The sequence below is a fragment of the Cellulomonas biazotea genome (assembly GCF_004306155.1).
GTDB lineage: Bacteria > Actinomycetota > Actinomycetes > Actinomycetales > Cellulomonadaceae > Cellulomonas > Cellulomonas biazotea.
On sequence record NZ_BIMR01000419.1, the window covers coordinates 1 to 5,294 of the forward strand.

Below are 5,294 nucleotides of genomic sequence, written 5' to 3' on the forward strand. Positions count from 1 at the left end.
CGACCGGGCTGCGGCGAGCTCGTCGGGGACGGCCGGCACGGCGCCCGCGACCGTGGTCGCCGTCGTGCCCGCCTCCGCGGCGACCTGGGCCGCGACGGCGGCCCGGACCCGGTCCACGTCCGGCGTCACGCCGGCCGCGGGGTCCGCGGCGCGCAGCCGGGCGAACGCGACGTCGTCCGCGTCGGGGACGGGCTTCAGGGCGTCGGCGGCGTCGGGACCCGGGGTCGGGTCGCCGGCAGCCGGGCGGGGGGTCTGGTCGTCGGACACGGTCGCTCCTGGGGTGCGGGACGGGATGCTGCTCTGCCCTGCTTGTGTGCCGACCGCCGCGTCCCTTGCACCGCGCCGCCGCCCGACCCGTCGCCGCGACGAGGTCCGCCGTACGGACGACCGGTGCGACGCGTCGCCCGAGGGTGATGTCAGGCGTCGGTGGCGGCCGTGGGCGTGTCCGCGTCCTGCCCGTCCCACGCCTCGCGCAGGCGTGCCCGGGCACGGCTCAGGGCCGCGTCGGCCCCGCCGCGCGAGATGCCGAGGACGTCGGCCAGCGCCTGCCCGGCCAGACCCTCCCACGCGTTGAGCAGCAGGATCTGCCGGTCGCGCACTCCGAGCGCGGCCAGGACCGCACGGACCTGCTCGTCGCGGACCGCCAGCACGGCCGGGTCCGTCGGGTCGAGACCCTCGGGCACGTCGGCGACCGGCACGGGCCGCGCCTTGCGCACGTGGTTGGCCAGCACGTACCCCGCGGTCCGGTAGAGCCACGGGAGCTCCGCGCCGCGCGGGACGTCGTCGCGGCGACGCCAGGCGACCGTCAGGACGTCGGCGGTGAGGTCCTCGGCGTCCTGACGTCCGGCGCGCCGCACGAGGAACCGGTGGACGGCCGTCGTGTGCTCGCGCACGACCGCCTCGAACCACGCCGTGTCGGCGGGGTCGACGGGACGGGCGGGGTCGGCCGGGCCGCCGGGCCCGCCGTGGTCGACGTCGTCGCCGGGACCGGCAGGGCCGGTGGGGCCGGTGGTCACGGCGTCCGCCGGTGCGTCGACGGAGTCGTCGACCGGTGTCGTCGGTGTCGGCGTCGGCACGCTGCTCCCCGGGGTGGTCGGTGCGGTGAGGTCCTCACCCGCTCTCTGTGCCGACCGGCACGGATCTTGCACGACCCGCACGACGAGTTCGCGACGAGTACGGACGGCGCTCCGGCGCCGCCGCCGTCGAGCCCCCCGGACGCCACCTGCACCGGGGCCGTCCCGGAACCGCGGTCAGGCCACCGCCACCGCGGGCGCGTGCCGGGCCGCGTCGAGCGCACCGGCCAGCGACCGTCGCGCGGCGACGGCGTCGAGGTGGACGAGGCCGTCGCGGCCCGCGCGCGCGAACGTGTCGACGAGCTCGGCGACGAGGTCCCGCTCGACGAGCGGCTCGTCGACCTCCAGGACCGTGCCGGCGCCGTCGTGGACGACGTACGTGACGTGCGGGACGAACCCCTGCGCGGGGGCCACCCGGAACCACGTGCCGTCGACGAGGACGGGCGCGGGCAGCGGCCGCCCGCCGACCCTCGTGCCGCGCAGCGCCGCACGGACCGCCGCGGCGTCGTCGGCCGCGAGACCGACGCACGCGTCGACCTCGTCCAGGTCGACGAGCACGACGCACGACGGGCCGGGGTCGTCGGAGCCGGGGTGCCACGCGGCGTCGACCTCGAGCGTGAGGAAGCCGTCGTGGACCGCGAACGCCTCCTCGACGAGCCGCAGCCGCTCCGCGACGTCCAGCCCGCGCAGGGGGTTGCGGCGCGAGTCGCACACCGACCCGCAGGAGCAGGAGATCGTCACCATGCGCACCAGGGTGGACCCGACCACCGACATCCGCCCGGACGCCCGGCGGCGTGCCGAAGGATCGCGTGCGGGTTGGTCCAGGCGCACCACGACCCCGTCCTGGTGACCGGACGAGCACGCAGAGCGGTCACCAGGACGGGGTCGAGCGTCTGGACGGACGGGTCCGACTGCCGGCTGGTCGGTCAGAGGCCGTCGGCGACGATCGCGGTCGCACGCAGCCACGCGTCGCGCGTGGTCGGGCTCAGCGACTCGTAGTCGATCGGCCCGCCCGCGACGAGCGCCTTGTCGTGCGGCACCTCGACGACCGCACGCGTCAGGGCGCCGAAGTGCCCGCGCAGCCGGGTCCGCAGGTCCTTGTCGACCTTCGGGGACGGTGCGGACAGGATCGTCACCGCACGGCGGACGGCGTCCTCGTGCCCCTTGGCGCGCAGCGCGTCGAGCGCCCACGCGGCCGACTGGGCGGTGTCCTCGCGGATCGTCGAGACCACGACGATCTGGTCGGCGGCGTCGATCGCCGCCTGCCAGTTCGACGCGCGCATGTTGTTGCCCGTGTCGATGACGAGCACCCGGTAGAACCGCGACAGCACCTGGTGCAGCGCGACGAACGACGCGGCGTCGACCGACGACAGCGACGACGAGCTCTCGTCGGACGCGAGGACGTCGAACTGCTCGGTGGCCTGCGTCCGCACGAACCCGTCGAGGTCCCCGATCCGCACGGTCGCGCGGCCGCCGAGCCGCGGCAGGGCGTTGAGCAGGTCGACGGCGGTGCGGGTGTGCTCGGTGTGCGCGGACCGCCAGCCGAGGGTGCCTCGCGTCTCGTTGTTGTCCCACGCGAGCGTGTAGCCGCCGCGCTGGATGCCGAACGACGCCGCGAGCAGCATCGTCGCGGTCGTCTTGTGGGCTCCGCCCTTGGGGTTGACGACGACGACCGTCTTCGGGCCGTCGAACGCGCGCCGCACCGACGCGGCCTGCGAGCGGCGGTTGCGCTCGGCGCGGCCGGGCCCGGGCGAGACCAGGCCGAACGTCGCGCGCCGGACCCCGCCGCGCCACCCGTGCTCGGCGGGTCCGTCGGACGCGGGGTGACGGGCCGCGAGGAGGTCGTCGAGGGTCGGCAGCGCGCCCGACTGGGCGGGTTCGACGGGGGTCGCGGTGAGGCTCGACGTGCCGGCGGTCGAGTGGCTCGGCGTGCCGGACGCCCGGCTGGACGCGGTGGCCCGGGAGGTCGAGGAGGACGTGCCGGTCGCCGACGGGCCGGTGGCGGCGTCGGCGGGCGCGGTCGGCGGCGTGACGGTGGTGCCGGTCGTGCTCGACGGGCCCGTGGTGCCCGACGCACCCGGCGCGGTGGACGCCACGCCCGGGGCCGGGCCGACGGGCGGGAGGACCGTGCCGGCGGACGGGGTCGTCGCCTCGTCCTCGGTCGCGGACTCGTCGACCGTGGCCTCGTCGACCAGGCCGTCGGGGTGGATGAGCAGCGACCACACGCCGTCGGGGTCGCGGACCTGCGCGGGCAGCGGCGAGCCGACCGATCCGGCGAGCGCCGCGATCCGCTCGGTGATCGCCGCGCCGGCCTCCTGCAGGCTGCCCGTCCGCACCTGCTCGACGACGCCGTCCACGGAGATCTCGCCCGTGCCGTCCTGCCGGACCTCGGCCCGGATGTCGGGGATGCGCGCGGGGGCGGCCGGTGCCTGCTCGTCGGTGCCGTCGGTCGTCATCACTGGTCCCTCGTCGGCTGGTCGCACGTCCCAGAACCTACGCGCACCGGGCGGACCGCGCATCGCGGACCCGCAGGCCACACGGTCGGACGGGCGTCACGCGCGGACCGGGTGCCGCGTCCGCGAGGGCCCGTCGGACCGGACGGGACGTCAGTCGGTGAGGTCGAGCTCGAACCAGACGGTCTTGCCGGGGTGCCCGTCGGGACGTGCCGTGGTCCCCCACGACTCCGCGAGCGCCTCGACGAGTGCGAGCCCGCGGCCGCTCGGGGCGGTGGGCTCGGGGTGCGTGACGGTGGGGCGGCCGCCGCCGTCGTCGGAGACGCCGACCCGCACGAACCCCGGGCCGATGCTCACGCGCACGTGCACGAGGCCGTCGGCGGGGCCGTGCACGACGGCGTTCGAGACGAGCTCGCCGGTGAGCAGCTCGACGACCTGGTTGCTCGCGCCGGTCACGCCCGCCTCTGCGACGGTGCGCATGACCCAGTGCCGCGCCGCGCGCGGGGCGGAGCGTTCGGCGCGCACGACGACCTCGTCGTCGACCGACAGCCGCTGCTGCCGCCGCACGCTCGCCGCACTCCGGAGGTCTCGCACGTCACCCACCTGTCCAGGGTGCCCGAACGGGCGGCGTCGCGCCGGGCGGGACCGCGACTCGGTCGGGTGATGTCGCCCCGGGCACCCGGCCGCGCGGGGGGTGACGTCGCTGCTCAGGCGGGTCCCGGGGGCGTCGCGCGGTGCTCGACGAGCCCGACGAGGTTGCCGTCGGGATCGCGCACGAACGCCTGCCACTCGTCGGTGCCCGCAGGCCCGAGCGTCGCGTCGTCGTGGTGGAAGATCACGTGCGGCTCGCCCTCGACGGGGACACCCGCGGCGCGCAGCCGCTCGACGGTCGCGACGACGTCGTCGACCCGCAGGTACAGCAGGGCCGACGGCGCGCCCGCCTCGAGGAGCAGGCGCACGCCGCCCAGGTCGAAGAACAGCAGTCCGGGTGGGTCGAACCGGGCCGTCGGGCCTCGCCCGAGCAGGTCGGTGTAGAACGCCGCGGCACGGTCCAGGTCGGTCGCGCGCTGCGCGACCTGCACGAGGCTCATCGCCCCACTGTGCACCTGGGTCGCGGCGCGCCGACACCCCTCGGACCGACTGCCGACGGACCGCCGACGGCGGGCCCACGCCGGCGAACGCTGCGCGCAGCAGCCGTCACCAGCCCGCGCCGTGCACGGCGAACGGCGTGCGCACCCTCACCCGGCCCGTCGCCGTCACGAGCGCCTCCGCCGGTGCGGCGCCCGCGGCGAGCTCGCCGTGCACGGCACCGAGCAGGTCGTGCGCGACCCCGTCGTTCACGCTCGCGCTCGCGGCGAGCACGGTGCGGGCCCCCGCGTGCAGCCACGCGTGGCTCATCCCGAGCGCCTCGCGTCCCCAGCCGCTCGCGGACCGGCCGAGCTCGCACGCCGACAGGACGACCACGGGCGGGACGCGGGGCAGCCGCTCGACGTCGTACCCGAACCACGTGCCGTCGACGAGCTCGACGCCGGAGAACAGCGGGTTGTCCGCCGAGTGCCGGCCGTGCGCGGCCAGGTGCAGGACATCCACCGACCGTGCGAGCGACGCGACGCCCGCGACGGTCGCCGCGCCGTCGAGGACGACGTCCCGCGGGGCCCAGCTCGCGGCCGCGGCACGTACCTCGTCGGGTCCGCGGGCGACGCCGGGGCCCGCGGCGAAGCCCGCCCGGTCGAGCCGCGGCGTCGAGCGGCGCAGGTCGAGCCAGCGC

6 protein-coding genes and 1 pseudogene are annotated in these 5,294 nt (G+C 77.0%); all 7 read right to left on the bottom strand.

Translation table 11 applies throughout. The annotated features are described in order from the left end of the window. Window positions 1-267, bottom strand: a pseudogene (locus CBZ_RS19660) (hypothetical protein); the annotation flags it as partial. 149 nt (window positions 268-416) lie between these two features. Beyond that, the gene (locus CBZ_RS19665) at window positions 417-1,076 is read right to left on the bottom strand and encodes an RNA polymerase sigma factor (protein ID WP_130783128.1); all 660 of its coding nucleotides are present in this window, start codon (window positions 1,074-1,076) and stop codon (window positions 417-419) included. A 174-nt stretch (window positions 1,077-1,250) separates the two neighbouring features. Further along, window positions 1,251-1,817, bottom strand: coding sequence for a hypothetical protein (locus CBZ_RS19670; protein WP_130783129.1), 567 nt, complete (start codon window positions 1,815-1,817; stop codon window positions 1,251-1,253). A gap of 182 nt (window positions 1,818-1,999) precedes the next feature. After that, on the bottom strand, window positions 2,000-3,529 hold the full coding sequence (locus CBZ_RS19675) for a MinD/ParA family ATP-binding protein (RefSeq protein WP_130783130.1): 1,530 nt from the start codon (window positions 3,527-3,529) through the stop codon (window positions 2,000-2,002). Window positions 3,530-3,679: 150 nt separating this feature from the next. Beyond that, window positions 3,680-4,120 (bottom strand): ATP-binding protein, encoded by a 441-nt coding sequence (locus tag CBZ_RS19680; RefSeq protein WP_246013563.1) that lies wholly within the window; start codon window positions 4,118-4,120, stop codon window positions 3,680-3,682. 113 nt (window positions 4,121-4,233) lie between these two features. After that, the gene (locus CBZ_RS19685) at window positions 4,234-4,617 is read right to left on the bottom strand and encodes a VOC family protein (RefSeq protein ID WP_130783131.1); all 384 of its coding nucleotides are present in this window, start codon (window positions 4,615-4,617) and stop codon (window positions 4,234-4,236) included. A 106-nt stretch (window positions 4,618-4,723) separates the two neighbouring features. Further along, a partial coding sequence (locus CBZ_RS19690) for a CHAT domain-containing protein (protein ID WP_130783132.1) occupies window positions 4,724-5,294 on the bottom strand: 571 nt, incomplete at its 5' end.

What these genes read in the sequence shown, in the direction of transcription:
- CBZ_RS19685 (WP_130783131.1), bottom strand. Translation starts at nt 4,617, where the DNA reads ATGAGCCTCGTGCAGGTCGCGCAGCGCGCGACCGACCTGGACCGTGCC.
- CBZ_RS19675 (WP_130783130.1), bottom strand. Translation starts at nt 3,529, where the DNA reads ATGACGACCGACGGCACCGACGAGCAGGCACCGGCCGCCCCCGCGCGC.
- CBZ_RS19670 (WP_130783129.1), bottom strand. Translation starts at nt 1,817, where the DNA reads ATGGTGACGATCTCCTGCTCCTGCGGGTCGGTGTGCGACTCGCGCCGC.